Genomic DNA, 18,943 nt, shown 5'->3' on the forward strand with positions numbered 1-18,943 from the left:
CAGCGCCGATGGTACTGCCCTGGAGACGGGGTGGGAGAGTAGGTCGCCGCCGGACAACCATTCACCAAAGGCCCACCCCACACGGGGTGGGCCTTTGGCGTGCCTGTGACCTACCGGGCAAGCCCCTGCGACCCTGCTCGTGGGATGATGAACGTCAGTGCATATCGAAGGGACACCGCTGTGAACGACAGCCCAGAACGTCACGCCGACGACCGCGACCGTAGGTCTTCCGGGGCAGGGCGGTCCGGCAACACCGGTCGTTCCTCCGGCTCCCAGGGCCGCAACCAGGGAGCTCCCCGTCGTGATGGCGCCGCGGGTAAGCCGCCGCGCGCCGGCGGCGGCGAGCGCAAGAGCTATGGTGATCGTCCCCAGTCCGGTGGCGGGTCCTACGGTGGCGGTGAGCGCCGTTCCTACGGTGACCGTCCCCAGTCCTCCGGCTCTGGTGAGCGCCGCTCGTACGGCGACCGCCCGCAGTCCGGTGGCGGGTCCTACGGTGGCGGTGAGCGCCGCTCGTACGGTGACCGTCCGCAGTCTTCCGGCTCTGGTGAGCGCCGCTCGTACGGTGACCGTCCGCAGTCCGGTGGCGGGTCCTACGGTGGCGGTGAGCGCCGCTCGTACGGTGACCGTCCGCAGTCTTCCGGCTCTGGTGAGCGCCGTTCCTACGGTGACCGCCCCCAGTCCTCCGGCTCTGGTGAGCGCCGCTCGTACGGCGACCGCCCCCAGTCTTCCGGCTCCGGTGAGCGCCGCTCGTACGGCGACCGCCCCCAGTCTTCCGGCTCCGGTGAGCGCCGTTCCTACGGCGACCGCCCCCAGTCCGGTGGCGGGTCCTACGGTGGCGGTGAGCGCCGCTCGTACGGCGACCGCCCCCAGTCCTCCGGCTCTGGTGAGCGCCGCTCGTACGGCGACCGCCCCCAGTCCTCCGGCTCCGGTGAGCGCCGCTCGTACGGTGACCGTCCGCAGTCCTCCGGCTCTGGCGAGCGCCGCTCGTACGGTGACCGCCCCCAGTCCGGTGGCTCTGGCGAGCGCCGCTCGTACGGTGACCGTCCGCAGTCCTCCGGCTCTGGTGAGCGCCGTCCCCACGGTGACCGTCCCCAGTCCGGCGGCGGTGAGCGCAAGAGCTACGGCGACCGCGCGCAGCGTTCGACGGATCAGGGTGAGCGGCAGTCTCGTCCGCCGCAGGACCAGCGTCACGCAGGCCCTGAGATCGACGAGGCGGTGCAGTTCTCCGACCTGGATCGTGACGTGCGCGGTCGTCTCCGGACGCTGAGCAAGGAGAACGCGACGGTCGTCGGTCGACACCTCGTCATGGCCGGCAAGCTGATCGACACCGACCCCGAGCTGGCTTACGAGCACGCCCAGGCCGCGGTGCGTCGCGCCGGCCGCGTCGACGTCGTCCGTGAGGCCGCGGGGCTGACGGCCTACCAGACCGGCCGGTACGCCGAGGCGCTGCGTGAGCTGCGCACGGTGCGCCGTCTCAACGGGTCCTCGGAGCACCTGCCGATCATGGCGGACTGCGAGCGTGGCCTGGAGCGGCCCGAGCGCGCGATCGCCCTGGCCGCCTCGGAGGAGGCGAGCACTCTCGACGCCACGGGTCGCACCGAGCTCGCGCTCGTCGTGAGCGGTGCGCGCGTCGACCTCGGCGAGTTCGAGGCCGCCCTCGCGGTGCTCGACCAGATCCCCGCGGCTGACGCCACGGGTGACCTGGCGCTCCGTGTGCTGCAGACCAAGGCCAGCGTCCTGGAGGCCGCGGGCCGCACCGAGGAAGCGGCCGCGATCCTCGCGGACGTCGACCCCCGTGCGCTGGCCGCCGCCCTCGGCACGTCCCTCGACGAGGACGTCGTCGTCTACGACCTGACCGAGGACGCCGTCGAGATCGACGACGAGGCGAACGGCGACGACGAGACCGACGACACGACCACGTCGGCGGCCGAGCCCGCAGACGAGACGGATGCTGCGGCGTCGGGCACGGAGAACGACGAGGAGACCAAGTGAGCCTGGGGCTGATCGCGAGCGACACCCCGCTCGCGGAACGCTACGACCTGGCCCTCGTCGACCTCGACGGTGTCGCCTACCGCGGCCACGAGCCCATCCCGAACGCCGCGACCGGGCTCGGGGGAGCCCGTGCCGCGGGCATGCGCCTCGTGTTCGTGACGAACAACGCGTCGCGCGAGCCGCAGTCGGTGGCCTCGCAGCTCACCGAGCTCGACATCCCGACGTCGCCCGAGGAGGTCATGACCGCCGCGCAGGCGGCGGCCGCGCTCCTGCGGACCCGCCTGGAGCCGGGGGCTCGCGTCCTCGTCGTCGGCGGTGCGGGACTGTTCACCGCCGTGCACGACGCTGGCTTCGTGATCGTCGAGAGCGCCGACGAGGACCCGGTCGCGGTCGCGCAGGGCTTCGCGCCCGAGCTCGGCTGGGCCCAGCTCGCGGAGGCTGCCTACGCGATCCAGCGCGGTGCCTGGCACGTCGCGAGCAACCTCGACCTGTCGCTGCCCACCGCCCGGGGCTTCGCGCCGGGCAACGGCTCGCTCGTGCGGGCCGTCCAGGCCGCGACGGGGGTCGAGCCGTCGAGCGCCGGCAAGCCCTCGCCGACGATGTACCGGCTCGCGATCGAGCGGGCCGGGGCGTCCTCGCCGCTCGTTGTCGGTGACCGCCTGGACACCGACCTCGCGGGCGCCCGCTCGGGCGGCTACCCGGGGCTGCACGTCCTGACGGGCGTCAACGGGGGCCGTGACGCGGTCCTCGCCGAGCCCGGGCTGCGTCCGCACTACATCGGTGCGGACCTCCTGAGCCTGCTCGAGCCCCACGCGGCACCCACCCAGGGCCCCGAGGGCTGGTGGACGTGCGGCGAGGCCGCAGCACGCGTCACGGACGGCGCGCTCGAGCTGACCGGCCCCGCAGGGGTCGACCTCATCCGCGCCGCGTGCGGCGCGGCGTGGGCCGCGGTCGACGCGGGCGGTGCGGTGGATGCGGACACCGTCCCCGAGCTGGCTGTCGGTACCCCCTGAGATCGTGACCTGACCGGTAGCGTTGCACCGGTGCGGTGACGTGCGGCCGTGAGCCGCGCTCCACCCACCGGTGCGGCGCACCGCACCCTGGAACGGACTGGAGGTCCACGCATGGCGCAGGACACCGTCGACGACGGCGCCCCCACCCAGACCCCCGTCCCCACCCCCGGGGACGTGCGGACCGGCGCGACGCCGTCGGGCAGCGAGCCTGCCGACGACGCGGTCGCCCAGGCGCTCGGCCGGCTCGACGAGCTCGCCGACGCCCCCCTGACCCACCACGTCGCAGTGTTCGACGCGATCCACGAGGCCCTCCAGGAGCGTCTCGCGGACGCGGAGGACTGAGCGTGGGCGCACGCGTCGACGCCGAGCTCGTCCGCCGCGGCCTCGCCAGGTCGCGGCGCCAGGCCGCCGAGCTCGTGGCCGCCGGACGCGTCACGGTCGACGGCAGGACCGTCGCCAAGCCGTCGCTGCCGGTGACGGACGAGCAGAGCGTCGCCGTCGAGCAGGACCCCACCGACCCCGGCTACGCCTCCCGTGCGGCCTTCAAGCTCGCGGGAGCCCTCGACGCGATCACCACCACGGTGCCGGACCGTGCCCCACGGGTCGCGGACGCCTCGTGCCTCGACCTGGGCGCGTCGACCGGCGGCTTCACCGACGTCCTGCTGCGCCGTGGAGCGCGACGCGTCGTGGCGGTCGACGTCGGGCACGACCAGCTCGTGCCCGCGCTGCGCGAGGACCCGCGCGTCGTGGTCCGCGAAGGCTTCAACGTGCGCGACCTCGCCCCGGGCGACCTCGACGAGGCGCCCGAGCTGGTCGTGGCCGACCTGTCCTTCATCTCGTTGCGCCTGGTCCTGCCCCCCGTCGCAGCGGTCGTCGCTCCCGGTACGGACCTGCTGCTCATGGTCAAGCCGCAGTTCGAGGTGGGGCGCGAACGGCTCGGCACCGGGGGAGTGGTCCGCGACCCGGCGCTGCACGGGCGCGCCGTGCTCGATGTGGCCCTCGACGCGGCCGGCCTCGGCCTGCGCCCGCTCGGCGTGATCCCCAGCCCGCTGCCCGGTCCGAGCGGCAACCGCGAGTTCTTCGTGTGGCTGCGCGCGGTCGAAGCCCCCGCGCCCGTCGACCGCGAGGCTCTCGCCCACGCGGTCGAGCACGCCGTGTCCTCGGCGGTGTCGACCGTCCCGGTCGTGGCCACGGTCGACGAGCCGGCCGACGCCCCGGGCGTCGCTCATGTCACGTCGCCCGCACCCCCTCGCGGCGTCGCGGACCTGACAGACTCGCAACCAGACCCGCAGCCGGCGCCCGACGACGGTGCGCCCACCCAGGACCACGGCGCCGCCGCGGACCGACGACCGACCGGAGGAGCCCAGTGACCAGGAGAGTGCTGATCGTCACGCACGGCGGACGCCCCGAGGCGGTCGTCGCACTGCACGAGGCGGTCAAGGAGCTCCAGGACGCAGGCTTCGAGGTCGGGCTGCACGACGACGACCTCGCCGAGACGTTCGGTGACCACATGGCCCAGCTGCGCACGCGCGAGGGCGTCGCGGAGTCCGAGGTCGTCATGGTCCTCGGCGGCGACGGCACGATCCTGCGTGCCGCCGAGCTCACGCACGGCACGGGCGTCCCTCTGCTCGGCGTCAACCTCGGACACGTGGGCTTCCTGGCAGAGGCCGAGCGCGAGGGGCTGCCCGCAGCCGTCCAGCGCCTCGCCGCCCGCGACTACGTGGTCGAGGAGCGCGGGGTGCTCGAGGTCCGCGTCACGCTGCCCGGTGAGGACGAACCACGGATCGGCTGGGCGCTCAACGAGGCGACGGTCGAGAAGGCGTCGCGCGAACGCATGATCGAGGTCGCGATCGGGGTCGACGGGCGGCCGCTGTCGTCGTTCGGCTGCGACGGGGTGGTCATGTCGACCGCGACGGGGTCGACCGCGCACGCGTTCTCCGCCGGGGGACCTGTCGTGTGGCCCGACGTCGACGCGATGCTGCTCGTGCCGCTCGCGGCGCACGCCCTGTTCGCACGGCCGCTCGTCGTCGGCCCGACGTCGACGTTCGCGCTCGAGCTCCTCCAGCGTTCCGGCCCGGCCGTGCTCACGTGCGACGGGCGCCGACGCATCGACCTGCCCGCAGGTGCGCGCGTCGAGGTCTCGCGCGGTGCCTCGCCGATCCGCCTCGCGCGGCTCTCCACCGCCCCCTTCACGGACCGGCTCGTGTCCAAGTTCTCGCTGCCCGTCGTCGGCTGGCGCGGCCGCGTCGCCGAGGATGCCGCAGACGCCGTCCGTGTCGCGCGCAAGGCCGCGGCCGACGCCGTGGACGCCGCTCGGCTCGGCGGCCCGCGCCCCACCGTTCCCGACCCGAAGGAGGACTGACCGTGCTCGAAGAGATCTCGATCGAGAACCTCGGTGTCATCCGTGCCGCCCGTGTCCCGCTCCACCCCGGCCTGACGGTCATCACGGGGGAGACCGGTGCCGGCAAGACCATGGTCCTGACCGGCCTGGGCCTGCTCATGGGCGGCAAGGCCGACCCGTCGTCGGTGCGCCCCGGCGCGACCGGTGCCGTGGTCGAGGGGCGCCTGCGCGTGAGCGGGCGCGACGCCGTCGGGCAGCGCATCGACGAGGCCGGCGGGAGCGTCGACGACGACGGGACGGTCGTCGTCCTGCGGACCGTCGCGGCCGAGGGACGCTCGCGTGCACACCTGGGTGGGCGCAGCGTGCCCCAGGGCGTGCTCGCGGAGATCGCCGACGACCTCGTGACCGTGCACGGGCAGGCCGACCAGCTGCGCCTGCGCACCCCGAGCCACCAGCGCGTCGCGCTCGACGCGTTCGCCGGGCGCGCGCACGCCGAGCTCCTCGACCAGTACCGGGCGGCGTGGGTCGAGCGCACCGGCCTGCTCGACGAGATCGCCGACCTCACGGCACGCGCACAGGAGCGCGCGCGCGAGGCCGAGCTCCTGCGCATCGGGCTCACCGAGATCGAGCGCGTCGACCCGCAGCCCGGCGAGGACACCGAGCTCACGTCCCTCGTCGCGCGCCTCGGGAACGCCGAAGAGCTGCGCCTGGGGGCGCAGGCCGCGCACGACGCGATCGTGGGCGACGACGCCCTCGACGGGGGCGACGTCCCCGGGGACGCGACGTCGGCCGTCGAACGCGCCCGGCGTGCGCTCGAGACCGCGAGCCACCTCGACCCGGGCCTGACCGGTCTCGTCGAGCGCATCGCGGGCGTCGGGTACGTGCTCGCCGACATCGCGACCGAGGTCTCGGGCTACGTCGAGGACCTCCAGGCCGACCCGGGCGGGCTCGAGCAGGCGCACACGCGTCTGGCCGCCCTGGGCGGGCTCACGCGCACCTACGGCGACACGATCGACGACGTCCTGGCCTGGGCCAGCGACGCCGGGCTGCGCCTGCTCGACCTCGACGACGGCGGCGAGCGGCTGCGCTCGATGACCGAGCGGGCCGACGAGCTCACCGCGACGCTGTCCGCGCTCGGCACCCGCATCACCGCCGCACGCACCGCGACGGGGGAGCGCCTCGCGCGTGCCGTGACGGACGAGCTCGCAGGGCTCGCCATGACCGGGTCGAGCCTTGTGGTCGACGTGACCCCCGCCGACGAGCCCGGCCCGTGGGGCGCGGACGTCGTGACGCTCTCGCTCGTGCCCCACCCCGGCTCCCCGCCGAGGCCGCTCGGCAAGGGGGCCTCGGGCGGTGAGCTCTCGCGCGTGATGCTCGCGATCGAGGTCGCGCTGGCCACGTCGGGCGCGGACGCGGGAACCGACGACGCCGCACCACTGCCCACGTTCGTCTTCGACGAGGTCGACGCGGGCGTCGGCGGACGCGCGGCCGTCGAGGTGGGCAGACGCCTCGCGTCGCTGGCCCGCACGGCCCAGGTGATCGTCGTGACGCACCTCGCGCAGGTCGCCGCGTTCGCCGACTCCCAGCTCGTGGTCACCAAGTCCGCAGGTGGCGTCGGGGGTGTCGACCCGGTCACGGTCACGGGCGTGCACGAGGTCACGGGCGAGGACCGCGTCCGCGAGCTGGCGCGCATGCTCTCCGGGCAGGAGGAGTCCGACGCCGCCCGCCAGCACGCGCTCGAACTGCTCGAGTCCTCGGTCGTGGGACGATAGCCGCGATGAGAATCACTCTGCGCAGAACTACGTCCGACGTGGCGGAGCCGGGAACCAGCGGCCCCGCCCGCGTCGATGCCCGCACCAAGGCCCTCACCAAGCGGCTCAAGCCCGGTGACGTCGCGGTCATCGACCACCTCGACATCGACCGTGTCGCGGCCGACGCCCTCGTCACCGCCAAGCCGCTCGCGGTGCTCAACGCCGCGAAGTCGATCTCGGGCCGCTACCCGAACCTCGGGCCGGAGATCCTGGTAGACGCCGGGATCATCCTGATCGACGACCTCGGCAGCGGCATCATGAGCATCTCCGACGGCCGTGAGCTGAGGCTCGAGGACGGCAAGGTGTACGCGGGCGAGGACCTGCTCGCCGAGGGCGTGCGGCAGACCCCCGAGACGATCGCCGTGAGCCTCGACGAGGCCCGCGCGGGGCTGTCCGAGGAGATCGAGCGCTTCGCGGAGAACACCATGGACTACATGCGGCGCGAGCGAGAGCTCCTGCTCGACGGTGTCGGCGTCCCGGACATCCGCACCGATATCGAGGGCCGTCAGGTCCTGATCGTCGTGCGCGGCTACCACTACCGCGAGGACCTCGCGACGTTGCGCCCGTACATCAAGGAGTACCGACCCCTGCTCATCGGGGTCGACGGCGGCGCCGACGCGATCCTCGACGCGGGCTGGAAGCCCGACATGATCGTGGGCGACATGGACTCGGTCTCCGACCGCGCGCTCTCGTGCGGTGCCGAGATCGTGGTGCACGCCTACCGTGACGGCAAGGCGCCCGGGCTCGAGCGGGTCCAGGCACTCGGCGTCGAGCCCGTGGTCTTCCCCGCGACCGGCACGAGCGAGGACATCGCGATGCTCATGGCCGACGACAAGGGCGCCGAGCTCATCGTCGCGGTCGGTACGCACGCGACGCTCGTCGAGTTCCTCGACAAGGGCCGCTCGGGCATGGCGAGCACGTTCCTCACACGACTGCGCGTGGGCGGCAAGCTCGTCGACGCCAAGGGCGTCTCGCGCCTCTACCAGCACCGGATCTCGAACCTGCAGCTCACGCTGCTCTCGCTCGCCGGGCTCTTCGCCGTGATCATGGCGATGTGGTCCACGGCCGCGGGGCAGACGGTCTTCGGCATCATCGGCGCCCGCTTCGACGACTTCGTCTCGTGGATCGGCGCACTGTTCGGGGGCGCATGAGCTCCCGCACGACCGACCTCCCCACCTCCCTGACGCGCACCGACCGCACGTCGCCCCGCACGGACACGAAGGACGCAACAGCACAGTGATCGACTTCAGGTACCACATCGTCTCGTTGATCTCGGTCTTCCTGGCGCTGGCGGTCGGCATCATCCTGGGCGCCGGTCCGCTGCAGGGTGCGATCGGCGACCAGCTCACGGGGCAGGTCGAGCAGCTGCGGCTCGAGCGCAACGAGCTGCGCGACCAGCTTGACGCGACGAACCTCGAGGCCGCCGACAACAAGGAGTTCATCGTCGCTGCGGGCCCCCAGCTCGTCGACGGCTCCCTCCAGGACCGTCGGGTCGCGGTCGTCGACCTCGGCGAGGTCGACGGCGACCGCTACGAGGCCGTGCGGGAACAGCTGGAGAACGCCGGCGCGAGCGTCGTCGGGCACGTGCGCCTGGGCGCGGACTGGACCGCCGAGACCCAGCAGGACGTCCGCAAGACCGCCGCGACCGAGGTGACCAACCTCGTGCCCGGCGTCGACGAAGCGGGCACCGACGAGAAGCTGGCCGCAGCGCTCGCGACGTCGCTCACCGCGAAGCAGCTCACGGCCCCCGAGGCTCGCACCTCGGAGGCGGTCCTGATCGAGCAGAAGCTGGCCGACGCGAAGCTCATCGAGGTCGTGCAGCCGCAGGACGTGCCCGCGGACGTCGTCCTCCTGCTCGAGCCGCAGCCGAAGGCCGTCCCCGCGGCGGACACGACCGAGGGAGCATCCGTCGACGAGGCGAAGGCGTACGCCGTCTCGATCGAGGTCCTGCTCGCCCAGGCCGCGCAGGCGCGGTCCGAGGGGGCGCTCGTCGCGGGTTCGACGCCGGTCCCCGGCGACCTCATCTCGACGATCACGGCCGACGGTGACCTCGCCGCGGTGCTCTCGACAGTCAGCGGCATCGAGGACGCACCCGGTCAGATCTCCGTGCCGCTCGCCCTCGCCGCACGCCTCGGCGACCAGGTCGGCCAGTACGGCTTCGAGGAGGGAGCGACCGCGGTCATCCCGCCCGCCGTGCAGCTCCCCCCGGTCGACCGCACGCCTCCGGGCGTCCCCGAGTCGACCTCGGGCACCGACGCCACCGCAGGCTCGACCGACACGCCGACGGAGGGCTGACGCTCATGGGCAGGTTCTGGCGCACGGTGGGAGCCGCCGTCACGTCGGCCGCGGCCACGGCGACCGCTCGCGCGTACCTCGACGCGACCCCGCCCGGTGGGGACGAGCGCTGGACCCGGACCAACCACCGGGGCGAGCCCATCAGCCTGCTCGAGGGCCCTGCGGTCGCCGCGGGTCTCGTGGCAGGTGCTCTCGTCGCGGGCCCGGACGCCCGCACCCGGACCGCGTCCGCGCTGGCGACGGCGGGGGGCGGGGCCTTCGGGCTCGTCGACGACCTCGCCGAGGACCCGTCCACGCGCACCAAGGGCATCAAGGGGCACGTCGGCGCGCTGCTCGAGGGCCACGTCACCACGGGCGGCCTCAAGGTCCTCGGGATCGGGACGACGTCGCTCACCGCTGCCTTCGTCGGCACGCGCCGGACGGGCTCGGCCCTGGGGTACCTGACGGACGTCGCGGTCAACGGCTCGATCGTCGCGCTCAGCGCCAACCTGTTCAACCTCCTCGACCTGCGTCCCGGACGTGCGCTCAAGGCGGGCGCGGCCCTGGCGGTCCCGCTCACGGTGACGCCCGTGGGGGCGACGTCCGGCGCCGTGCTGGGCGCCGCGGCCGCAGCCGCTCCTGGCGACCTGGGCGAGCGCGACATGCTCGGCGACGGGGGCGCGAACGCGCTCGGTGCACTCGTCGGCACGCAGATCGCGTTCGGTGCGCCTCGGTTCGTCCGGCTGGTCGCGCTCGCCGGCATCCTGGGCCTCAACGTCGCGAGCGAGAAGGTCAGCTTCTCGAAGATCATCGACGGCAACGACGTGCTGCGTCGCGTGGACCAGTGGGGCCGCCGTCCGACGTCCACGAGCACCGCGACGACCGCCGCCCCGTCGCCGTCCGGTCTGGACGCACCGGCTTGAACGAGGACGTGACGCCGGGCCCGGAGACCGCGCCCGCGCCACGACCCGCACGTGGCTCCCGGCTGCGTGCGGGCACGCAGACGCTCGCGGGTGCGGCGCTCATGATCACGGTCGTCACGATCGCGAGCCGCCTCGTGGGCTTCGCCCGGTCGCTCGTCATGGCGTCGGCGGTCGGCACCGAGGGCATCGGGACGGCGTACACGTCGGCCAACATCCTGCCCAACGTCCTGTTCGAGGTCGCGGCCGGTGGCGCGTTGGCCGGCGCGGTGGTCCCGCTGCTGGCGGGCCCCATCGCGCGGGGGGCCCGTGTCGACGTCTCGAGGATCGCCTCGGCGCTGCTCGGCTGGACCCTGCTGGTCCTGGTCCCGCTGGGCGCTCTTCTCGCCGCGCTGGCGTACCCCATCGCCTACGTGCTGATGGACAAGCACCCCGACCTCGTCGACGTCACGGCCCTGTTCGTGCGCGTCTTCGCGCTGCAGATCCCGATGTACGGGTTCGCGGTGATCCTCGGGGGGATCCTCCAGGCGCACAAGCGCTTCTTCTGGCAGGCCTTCGCGCCGCTCGTCTCGAGCGTCGTGGTCATCGGGGTGTACCTCGTGTTCGCGGGCATGGCGGACGGGGATCAGAACGACGTGGCGGCGCTGTCGTCGAGCGCGATCGCGTGGCTCGGCTGGGGCACGACGCTCGGGGTCGCAGCACTGGCCCTGCCGCTGGTCGTCCCGGTCGCCCGCACGGGGACCCGGCTGCGCCCGACCCTGCGCTTCCCCGGCGGCGAGGGCGTCCGGGCCCGCAACCTGGCGTTCGCGGGGGTGGGGGCGCTCGTCGCGCAGCAGGTGTCGGTGCTCGCGGCCATGTACGCGGCCAACAACTTCGGCCCTGAGGCGACGTTCCCGACATACTTCTACGCCCAGCAGGTCTACCTGCTGCCCTACGCGGTGCTCGCGTTCCCGCTCGCGACGAGCGCGTTCCCGCGACTCGCGGAGCACGTGGCGCAGGGGAGCCACGAGCTCTTCAGCAGGTTGCTGGCGTCGACGACGCGCACCATCCTGCTCGTCTCGGGCGTGGGGGTGGCCGCGCTCGTCGCGGCCTCGGCAGCGGTCGAGTCGGTCTTCGCCGTGGTCGCCGACGGGTCCGTCGAGGGCCTGGGCGTGGCCACCGCCGCCATGGCGCCGGGCATCGTGGGCTTCGCCCTGATCCTGCACCTGTCGCGCGCGCTCTACGTCCTGGACCGGCAGCGCGCGGCGGTCGTCGCGACGGCGACCGGGTGGGGCGTCGTCGCCCTGCTCGCTGTGGCGGGCCCCGCCGTGCTCGGCGCGGGGGACCAGGTGCGCGTGCTGGGCCTGCTCGGCCTCGCGACCGCGGTGGGCATGACGGTCGCGGGCCTCCTGCTCCTGCTCGCGGTGCGTCGTCATGCGGGGCCGACGGCGGTGGCCGGCGTGCTCCGCACGGTCCTCGTCGTGGTCCTGGGCGTGGTGCTCGGCGGCGCCGCAGGGCGTGCCCTCAGCGCGCTCGTGCTGCCCGACGACGCGCACGTCGTGGTGGCCCTCGCCGTGGGCCTCGGGGTCGCCGTCCTGGCGGCGGTCGTCGTGGTCGGGCTGGCGTTCGTCGCGGACCGGTCGTCCGTCGTCGGACTGGTGCGGCGCGGGCGGGGCCCCGCACCCGCCGACGCGAGCCCGGACGCCTGAGGCGCTGGGCGCTACCCGCCGGCCGGGCGCAGACTGGAGGGCGAACGGCCCGACTGAGAGTCATCCCACGGTCGCGGACCCCCGGATCCGGAGCGGCCCCGACGAGTCACTGTTAGGATGGAGTTCCGTGGCAGATCACCTGAACAGACCCCACGCCCTCACCGGCGGCCGCTCGGACCACAGCACCCGGCACATCTTCGTGACCGGCGGCGTGGCCTCCTCTCTCGGTAAGGGGCTGACGGCTTCGAGCCTGGGTCGCTTGCTCCGATCCCGTGGCCTGAGCGTCACGATGCAGAAGCTCGACCCCTACCTCAACGTCGACCCCGGCACCATGAACCCGTTCCAGCACGGCGAGGTCTTCGTGACCGAGGACGGTGCCGAGACGGACCTCGACATCGGGCACTACGAGCGGTTCCTCGACGTCGAGCTCCCGGCCTCGTCCAACGTGACGACGGGCCAGGTCTACTCGCAGGTCATCGCCAAGGAGCGTCGCGGCGAGTACCTCGGCGACACGGTGCAGGTCATCCCGCACATCACCGACGAGATCAAGTCGCGCATGCGCGCCCAGGCGGGCGAGGGCGTCGACGTGATCATCACGGAGATCGGCGGCACGGTCGGCGACATCGAGTCCCAGCCGTTCCTCGAGGCGGCCCGCCAGGTCCGGCACGAGCTCGGTCGCGACGACGTCTTCTTCCTGCACGTCTCCCTCGTGCCGTACATCGGCCCGTCGGGCGAGCTCAAGACCAAGCCGACGCAGCACTCGGTCGCCGCCCTGCGCTCGATCGGCATCCAGCCCGACGCGATCGTCCTGCGCGCGGACCGCGTGGTCCCCGAGCCCGTGAAGCGCAAGATCGCGCTCATGTGCGACGTGGACAACGAGGCCGTGGTCAACGCGATCGACGCACCGAGCATCTACGACATCCCGCGCGTGCTGCACTCGGAGGGCCTCGACGCGTACGTCGTGCGCCGCCTGGGCCTGGCGTTCCGCGACGTGGACTGGGACGGGTGGTCGCAGCTCCTCGAGCGCGTGCACCAGCCCGAGCACCAGGTCGAGGTCGCGCTCGTCGGCAAGTACATCGACCTGCCGGACGCGTACCTGTCCGTCACGGAGGCCTTGCGCGCGGGCGGTTTCGCGAACGACGCGAAGGTCACGATCCGCTGGGTCCCCTCGGACGACTGCCAGACGCCCGAGGGCGCCGAGGACGCGCTCGGCGGGGCCGACGCGATCCTGGTCCCGGGCGGCTTCGGGGTGCGCGGCATCGAGGGCAAGCTCGGTGCCCTGCGCTGGGCCCGTGAGAACAAGGTGCCGACGCTCGGCATCTGCCTGGGCCTGCAGTCGATGGTCATCGAGTACGCGCGCAACGTGCTCGGCATCGAGGACGCGTCGTCGAGCGAGTTCGACCCGGAGAGCAAGAACCCGGTCATCGCCACCATGGAGGAGCAGCTCGCGATCGTCGAGGGCGCGGGCGACCTGGGTGGCACGATGCGCCTGGGCTCGTACGAGGCCGCGCTGCGCCCCGGTTCCGTGGTCGCGAAGACCTACGGCTCCGAGACGGTCACGGAGCGTCACCGCCACCGCTACGAGGTCAACAACGCCTACCGCGCTCGCCTCGAGGAGGCAGGCCTGATCATCTCCGGAACGTCGCCCGACTCGTCGCTCGTCGAGTTCGTCGAGCTGCCGGCCGAGGTGCACCCGTACTACGTGAGCACGCAGGCGCACCCGGAGTTCAAGAGCCGCCCGACGCGCGCCCACCCGTTGTTCGCGGGCCTGGTCGCGGCGGCGCTCGAGGCTCGGACGGCCTGACGTGAGCGTGCGCCCGCTCGCCGACGTCCCGATCTCCCGGGATGTCGGCGAGGCGCGTGTCCTGCACGCGGGCCGCATCTTCGACCTGCGCTCGGAGTCCGTCGACCTGGGTGCGGGGGGTGTCGTGACGCGTGAGTTCGTCGACCACCCTGGCGCGGTGGCGATCATCGTGCTCGACGAGGACGAGCGGGTCCTGCTGCTGCACCAGTACCGGCACCCGGTGCGGCGCGAGCTGTGGGAGCCCCCGGCCGGTCTGCTCGACGTGGACGGGGAGGACGCGCAGGCCGCGGCCGCCCGCGAGCTGCTCGAGGAGGCCGACCTGCGCGCCGCGCGCTGGGACGTCCTCGCGGACTACTTCACGACGCCGGGCGGCAGCAACGAGGCGCTGCGGGTCTTCCTCGCCCGTGACCTGTCGCCGGTCCCCGAGGCCGAGCGCCACGAGCGTGAGGCCGAGGAGCTGGGCATGGTGCTGCGCTGGGTGCCGCTCGACGAGGCCGTGTCCGCGGTCCTGGCGGGCGACCTGCACAACCCGTCGGCCGTCGTCGGGATCCTGGCTGCTGCGGCTGCGCGCGCGACCGGCTGGTCTGCCCTGCGCCCGGCCGACAGCCCGTGGCCCGAGCGGCGCGGGGGAGACCCGCGCGCCTGAGGCGCGCACCGCAGCACTGCCACGAAGGGCCCGACGGCGTCACGCGCCGTCGGGCCCTTCGTCACGTCCCGGCCTGGTCGCCCGAAGCGCTCGCCTCAGCCCGTGACCGTGAAGCCGGCCACGAGCAGCACCTCGTCACGCGAGGACGGGCCGACGCGCAGCTCGAACGCGCCGGGCTCGACGACGCGTCGGCCGTGTGCGTCGACGAGCGTGCAGTCCGCGACCGGCAGGGCGAGGTCGACCACGACCGACTCGCCCGGGGCGACGTCGACCTGCTGGTACGCCTTGAGCTCCTTCTCTGCCCACGTGACGGAGGTGACCGTGTCCCGCACGTACACCTGGACGGTCTCCCGGGCCGGTCGCGCGCCCGTGTTGGTGAGCGTGACCTGCGCGTGCACGGTGTCGTCGAGGCCGAGCACGTCCTCGCGGACCGTCAGCGCCGAGTACTCCACGTTCGTGTAGCTCAGCCCCTCGCCGAACGCGAAGGGCGGGCGCTGCGTGAGGTCGGCGTAGCGGGTCCCGTGCTGGCCCGGGAGCTGGTTGTAGTAGACGGGAAGCTGTCCGACGTGCTCGGCGAAGGACAGGGGCAGGCGGCCCGACGGCTCGACGAGGCCGAGCACGAGCTCCGCGACCGCGCGCCCCCCGCGCATGCCGGGGTTGGCGGCCCACACGATCGCGGCCGCGCCGCGTGCCGAGGGCGGCAGGACGAGCGGCTTGGAGGCGACGACCACGACGACCAGCGGGGTGCCGGTCTCCGCGAGGGCGTCGAGGAGCGCGACCTGGGCGCCCACGAGGTCGAGCGTCGCCGTGGACCGACCTTCGCCCACGAGCTCGATCCGGTCCCCGACGACGGCCACGACGTAGTCGGCGTCGCGCGCGGCCGCGACCGCCTCGGCGATCAGGGCGGCGTCGGGCTCGGCGGGCAGCACGACCTGGGGGCGGGGCTGCCCGTCGGGGAAGAAGGCGCCCTCAGGGTCCGGGACGAGCGTGAGGATGTCGGCGCCGCGCGCGTGCGTGACCTCCCAGCCGGCGGGGACGTGGTCCCGGAAGCCGTCGAGGACCGTCTGGGTCATCTCGCGCGGGTGGCCGTCGGGCAGCCAGTCGACCTGGCCGGACGCCCCGGCCCAGTCGCCCTGCTGGGCGTGCGGGTCGTCGGCGTTGGGGCCGACGACCGCGACCCGCCGGGCCGGGGTCCCGGCGCTCGGGGCGACCGCACGACCGTCCTGTCCCGCGACGAGCGCGCCGCCGAGGGGGAGCGTCCCGTCGTTCGTGAGCAGCACGAGCGAGCGGCGTGCGACCTCGAGGTTCAGGTCGGCGTGGTCGGACGAGCCGACGACCTGGGCCTGACGCTCGGGGTCGGGGCGACGAGGGTTCTCGAACAGTCCGAGCTCGAACTTCAGCGTGAGGATGCGGGCGACCGCCGCGTCGAGCCGTGCCTCGTCGAGCAGGCCCTGGCGGACGGCCTCCTGGGCTCCCTCGAAGAACTGGGGCGTGGTCATGACCATGTCGTTCCCGGCGCGCACCGCGGCGGCTGCCGCGTGCGTGTGGTCGGGTTGGATGTGCTGCTCCCAGACCATGCGGCCCACGTTGTCCCAGTCCGTGACGAGGGTGCCGGTGTAGCCCCACTCGCCGCGCAGCACGTCGCTGAGGAGCCACTCGTTGACCGTGATCGGGACGCCGTCCATCGACTGGTAGCCCAGCATGAAGGTCCGGCAGCCCTCGCGGGCGACGCGCTCGAACGGCGGGAGGAACCAGGAGCGCAGCTTGCGGCGCGAGATGTCGGCTTCGCTCGCGTCGCGCCCGCCCTGGGTCTCGGAGTAGCCGGCGAAGTGCTTCGCGGTCGCGAGGATCGCGGTGGGGTCTGCGAGCCCGTCGCCCTGGTAGCCGCGGACCATCGCGGACGCGAGCTCGCTGATGAGGAACGGGTCCTCGCCGAACGTCTCGCTCACGCGCCCCCAGCGCAGGTCGCGCGTGATGCACAGCACGGGCGAGAAGGTCCAGTGGATGCCCGTCGCGGCGACCTCGACCGCGGTGGCCCGGGCGACGCGCTCGAGGAGCTCGGGGTTCCAGGTCGCCGCCATGCCGAGCTGGGTCGGGTAGATCGTCGCGCCGTACCAGAACGAGTGCCCGTGGATGCAGTCCTCGGCGATGAGCAGCGGGATCTGCAGGCGGCTGCGTGCCGTGAGCTCGTGCGCGAGCAGCGCGTTCTCGGGGGACGTGTGCAGGATCGAGCCGACGTGCACCTCGTTCACGAGCCGCTCGACGCCGTCGGCCGCGCCCAGCTGCATCATCTGGCCGACCTTCTCCGCGAGCGTCATGCGGCCGACGAGGTCGGTCACGCGTTCGGGCACCGGGAGGGTGGGGTCCTGGTAGGGGAGGCAGTCGGACATGGAGGTGTCCCTTCGAGACGACGACGGTGGCGCGGGGCGCGGAGGGCCGGGGGCATCGGGGCCTTCCACAGGCGGTTCCAGAAAACCATACACTGGTAGGTAAGTGGTTCGACGTGAAGGAGCGAGACGTTGAGGGTGCGCCGTGAACCCGCGTGGCCCGGCCGGGGCCTAGGGGCGTGCCAGGCCCAGCACGTCGTACAGCAGCGTGTCGAGAGGCCCGGCGAGGGTGGCCTCGTCGTCGACCATCCACTGGAGCTGCGCACCGTCGGCGGTCGCGAGGATCAGACGCGCGAGCGCGTCCGGGTCGAGGTGCGCGGGCAGCTCGCCTGCGTCCTGCCGGGCGACGACGTCCTCGCGCAGCGTGTCCCGCAGGCCCGCGTAGCGTTGGGCCAGGACCTCGTGGGCGGGGTGCTCACGGTCGCGGGCCGCCGCCGTCAGGGACACGAAGAGCTCGACCAGCCCGGGGCGCTCGGCGTTGCCCCGGAGGTTCTCGGCGAGCGTGCGAGGGGCGTCGTGGTCTATCGGGCGGCCCGTCTGGTCGCGACGGACGATCACCTGGGTGAGCAGGTCCTCGCGCGAGTCGAAGTAGTGCATGACCCCCGCGACCGTCAGGCCGCAGCGTGTCGCGATCGTCCGCAGGCTCGTGCCGCGGTACCCCTCGTCGGCGAAGACCTCGAGCGCGACGTCGAGGATCTCCTCGCGCTTGAGCCGCCCCTTCGCGTACACCCCGTCCCTCGCCACCCGACGATCCTATGCGGGATGCGCCCCGCCGACCGGCGGCGTCGGTCGACCATCGGACGACTGCCGACGCAGCAGGGTCGGCGTCCGCGCAAGGCCGGCGCTCCTTCTCGAACGCTGCGGGTGACGCTCGCAGCGTTCAGTCGCGGACGCGGAACGTGAGCAGCGTCCAGGTGAGCGACGTGACGAGCAGGCCCGCGCCCAGCATGTGCGCCGCGACCAGGATCTCCGGCAGGCCCGTGAAGTACTGGACGTAGCCGATCAGGCCCTGCAGGAGCGTCACGACGACCAGCACCACGACGGCCTTGCGGGCACGGGCGGGTGCGTCCGCCTGCCGGAAGACCTGCACCGCGGCCACGACGAGCACGATCAGGAACAGCCACACCGAGGCCGCGTGGACCTTGCTGATGAGCGCCGGGTCGAGAGCGAAGCGGTACGCGACCTCGTCGTCACCCCCGTGCGGGCCCGAGCCCGTGGCCAGGACCCCCAGGACGAGGAGCGGCACCGAGACGGCCGCGAGCACGCGACCCACGACACGGGTGCCCGCGTCGACGACGGCCACCGGGGCCTTGTCGCCCTCACCCTGGCGGTAGAGAAGATACGCCGAGACCCACACGAGCGCGGCAGAGACGAGGAAGTGGAACCCGACGACCGCGGGGTGCAGGTGCAGCAGCACCGTGATGCCGCCGATCACGGCCTGCGCCGCGACACCAGCGAGCGGCGCCCAGCCGAGGCGCCGGTACGAGGGCGAGCGTGAGGCGTCCGTCCACACGAGCAGCAGGAGGGCGACCGCGATGACCCCCAGCACTCCCGTGAGCGTGCGGTTGCCGAACTCGATGATCGGGTGGATCGACATCGCGGAGTGGAACTCGGGCGTGAAGCTCCCGGGCTCGCACAGCGGCCACGTCGAGCAACCGAGGCCGGACCCGGTCAGGCGCACCGCACCGCCCGTGACGATGATGCCGATCTGGCCGACGAGGTTCGCGACGAGGACCGGTCGGGTCCAGCGGCGGAAGCGGTCGACCTTCGCGTACCAGGCGGGGGAGGTGGGTACGGGGGCGAGTTCTGCGCTGCTCACCGTCCAAAGGTAGCCGCGCGGGGAGCGGCCCCCGCCATCCGGGTGCGGCGTCCGGGTGTGATGTTGGCCCGGATCGGCAGCGGCGCTGCGGGATCGAGCGAGCGGACTCCGAGCGGCGAGCATCGAGCAAGCGAGTTCTTGACAAGACCGATACTCTGACGAGACTTTTTCTCGACCGTCCCGGGGGTTCGCATGGTTGCTCGCCGTCCGTCCGTCGTCGCTCGGTCCGGCCGCCTGCTGGCGGTGAC

General features: G+C 73.2%; 15 protein-coding genes. 12 read left to right on the forward strand and 3 right to left on the reverse strand.

Annotated features, from left to right (window positions below; all coding sequences use genetic code 11):
* The first annotated feature begins 1,242 nt into the window (after positions 1 to 1,242).
* The 12 genes from IE95_RS19065 (at position 1,243) to IE95_RS0113835 (ending at position 14,489) form a co-directional block, all read left to right on the forward strand.
* A complete protein-coding gene (locus IE95_RS19065; RefSeq protein ID WP_206053369.1) occupies positions 1,243 to 1,992 on the forward strand; it encodes a tetratricopeptide repeat protein in 750 nt (249 codons plus the stop codon).
* Positions 1,989 to 3,005 carry an HAD-IIA family hydrolase gene (locus IE95_RS0113780; protein ID WP_030152200.1) on the forward strand — a complete coding sequence of 339 codons (1,017 nt, stop codon included), beginning with the start codon at positions 1,989 to 1,991 and terminating at the stop codon, positions 3,003 to 3,005. Before IE95_RS19065 ends, IE95_RS0113780 begins: the two co-directional genes overlap by 4 nt.
* Positions 3,006 to 3,116: 111 nt before the next feature.
* On the forward strand, positions 3,117 to 3,347 hold the full coding sequence (locus IE95_RS20475; protein WP_030152201.1) for a hypothetical protein: 231 nt from the start codon (positions 3,117 to 3,119) through the stop codon (positions 3,345 to 3,347).
* A gap of 2 nt (positions 3,348 to 3,349) precedes the next feature.
* Positions 3,350 to 4,375 carry a TlyA family RNA methyltransferase gene (locus IE95_RS0113790; protein ID WP_129429586.1) on the forward strand — a complete coding sequence of 342 codons (1,026 nt, stop codon included), beginning with the start codon at positions 3,350 to 3,352 and terminating at the stop codon, positions 4,373 to 4,375.
* Positions 4,372 to 5,367: an NAD kinase gene (locus tag IE95_RS0113795; RefSeq protein ID WP_051703127.1), complete on the forward strand. Its 996-nt coding sequence runs from the start codon at positions 4,372 to 4,374 to the stop codon at positions 5,365 to 5,367. The genes IE95_RS0113790 and IE95_RS0113795 overlap by 4 nt, the downstream gene beginning before the upstream one ends.
* Positions 5,368 to 5,369: 2 nt before the next feature.
* On the forward strand, positions 5,370 to 7,118 hold the full coding sequence (gene recN / locus IE95_RS0113800; RefSeq protein ID WP_030152204.1) for a DNA repair protein RecN: 1,749 nt from the start codon (positions 5,370 to 5,372) through the stop codon (positions 7,116 to 7,118).
* A gap of 5 nt (positions 7,119 to 7,123) precedes the next feature.
* Positions 7,124 to 8,308 carry a putative cytokinetic ring protein SteA gene (gene steA / locus IE95_RS0113805; RefSeq protein WP_030152205.1) on the forward strand — a complete coding sequence of 395 codons (1,185 nt, stop codon included), beginning with the start codon at positions 7,124 to 7,126 and terminating at the stop codon, positions 8,306 to 8,308.
* Positions 8,309 to 8,393: 85 nt separating this feature from the next.
* Positions 8,394 to 9,452 carry a copper transporter gene (locus tag IE95_RS0113815; RefSeq protein WP_030152206.1) on the forward strand — a complete coding sequence of 353 codons (1,059 nt, stop codon included), beginning with the start codon at positions 8,394 to 8,396 and terminating at the stop codon, positions 9,450 to 9,452.
* Between the two features lie 5 nt (positions 9,453 to 9,457).
* Positions 9,458 to 10,354: a hypothetical protein gene (locus tag IE95_RS0113820; protein ID WP_030152207.1), complete on the forward strand. Its 897-nt coding sequence runs from the start codon at positions 9,458 to 9,460 to the stop codon at positions 10,352 to 10,354.
* Positions 10,351 to 12,039 carry a murein biosynthesis integral membrane protein MurJ gene (gene murJ / locus IE95_RS0113825; RefSeq protein ID WP_240666348.1) on the forward strand — a complete coding sequence of 563 codons (1,689 nt, stop codon included), beginning with the start codon at positions 10,351 to 10,353 and terminating at the stop codon, positions 12,037 to 12,039. The genes IE95_RS0113820 and murJ overlap by 4 nt, the downstream gene beginning before the upstream one ends.
* 127 nt (positions 12,040 to 12,166) lie before the next feature.
* Complete coding sequence (gene pyrG, locus IE95_RS0113830) at positions 12,167 to 13,843, forward strand: CTP synthase (RefSeq protein ID WP_030152209.1); 1,677 nt, start codon at positions 12,167 to 12,169, stop codon at positions 13,841 to 13,843.
* Positions 13,844 to 13,850: 7 nt separating this feature from the next.
* Entirely contained in the window at positions 13,851 to 14,489 is a 639-nt protein-coding gene (locus tag IE95_RS0113835) for an NUDIX domain-containing protein (RefSeq protein WP_129429594.1), read from the forward strand.
* 95 nt (positions 14,490 to 14,584) lie between these two features.
* On the opposite strand, the gene IE95_RS0113840 is transcribed toward IE95_RS0113835, so the two are convergent.
* From IE95_RS0113840 to IE95_RS0113855, 3 genes are all read right to left on the reverse strand, one after another.
* Complete coding sequence (locus tag IE95_RS0113840) at positions 14,585 to 16,879, reverse strand: exo-beta-d-1,3/1,6-glucosidase (RefSeq protein WP_030152211.1); 2,295 nt, start codon at positions 16,877 to 16,879, stop codon at positions 14,585 to 14,587.
* Between the two features lie 168 nt (positions 16,880 to 17,047).
* Positions 17,048 to 17,620: a TetR/AcrR family transcriptional regulator gene (locus tag IE95_RS0113845; RefSeq protein ID WP_030152212.1), complete on the reverse strand. Its 573-nt coding sequence runs from the start codon at positions 17,618 to 17,620 to the stop codon at positions 17,048 to 17,050.
* A 136-nt stretch (positions 17,621 to 17,756) separates the two neighbouring features.
* The gene (locus IE95_RS0113855; RefSeq protein ID WP_051703128.1) at positions 17,757 to 18,695 is read right to left on the reverse strand and encodes a COX15/CtaA family protein; all 939 of its coding nucleotides are present in this window, start codon (positions 18,693 to 18,695) and stop codon (positions 17,757 to 17,759) included.
* Positions 18,696 to 18,943: the final 248 nt, after the last annotated feature.

The organism is Oerskovia turbata (assembly GCF_000718325.1).
Taxonomy (GTDB): Bacteria; Actinomycetota; Actinomycetes; order Actinomycetales; family Cellulomonadaceae; genus Oerskovia; species Oerskovia turbata.